Source organism: Terrilactibacillus tamarindi (genome assembly GCF_009718825.1).
In the GTDB taxonomy this organism is placed as follows: Bacteria; Bacillota; Bacilli; order Bacillales; family Sporolactobacillaceae; genus Terrilactibacillus; species Terrilactibacillus tamarindi.
The window spans coordinates 1-258 of sequence record NZ_WNHB01000070.1 but is presented as its reverse complement, the minus strand read 5'-3'; the positions used below and the strand labels follow the sequence as shown (position 1 = coordinate 258).

Here is a 258-nt window from a genome sequence, read left to right as displayed (position 1 = left end):
CCATCGCTTTGTCAAAGAAAAACGTTTGGAACTTTTGTTTGGTTTTGAAGGAACATCCCTTCAAACTATTATTGGTGGGGGCCTGTAGCTCAGTCGGTTAGAGCGCACGCCTGATAAGCGTGAGGTCGGTAGTTCGAGTCTACTCAGGCCCACCATTTATAAAAAAATAGTTCGGGGCCTTAGCTCAGCTGGGAGAGCGCCTGCTTTGCACGCAGGAGGTCAGCGGTTCGATCCCGCTAGGCTCCACCAATCTTATTA

General features: G+C 49.6%; 2 tRNA genes. Both read left to right on the top strand.

What is annotated here, in order from left to right:
• Positions 1 to 78: 78 nt before the first annotated feature.
• Positions 79 to 155 (top strand) — tRNA-Ile (locus GMB86_RS15395).
• Positions 156 to 173: 18 nt separating this feature from the next.
• A tRNA-Ala gene (locus GMB86_RS15390) sits at positions 174 to 249 on the top strand.
• The last annotated feature ends 9 nt before the right edge of the window (positions 250 to 258 follow it).